Below are 229 nucleotides of genomic sequence, written 5' to 3'. Positions count from 1 at the left end.
CCTGGCCGGGGGCGATCGCGTTGCGGCCGCTGGCGTGGTCCACCAAGGAGGTGAGCAGGCCGTTGGCGTCTACCACCGCGCGGATAATTCCGTTGTCCAGGATGATGCTGTCCGCTTCGGTCACCTGAACGGTTAAGTCGGGGGCGCGGGTTTCGGCGGCACCCAGCGCCGCTACGCCGTCACGCTGATGGGGCGTGGCATTAAGAAGGAATTCCCTCTCGCCGTGCCC

At 66.8% G+C, this 229-nt stretch carries 1 protein-coding gene; it reads right to left on the bottom strand.

Translation table 11 applies throughout. From position 1 onward, the window contains the following. The coding region (locus SB847_RS22495; RefSeq protein WP_410579003.1) for a hypothetical protein at window positions 1–229 on the bottom strand (229 nt) is incomplete at both ends.

It is taken from the genome of Bacillus sp. SIMBA_026 (genome assembly GCF_046535335.1).
In the GTDB taxonomy this organism is placed as follows: domain Bacteria; phylum Bacillota; class Bacilli; order Bacillales; family Bacillaceae; genus Bacillus; species Bacillus velezensis.
The sequence above is the reverse complement of the archived record's forward strand: the minus strand, read 5'-3'. Positions and strand labels throughout refer to the sequence as shown.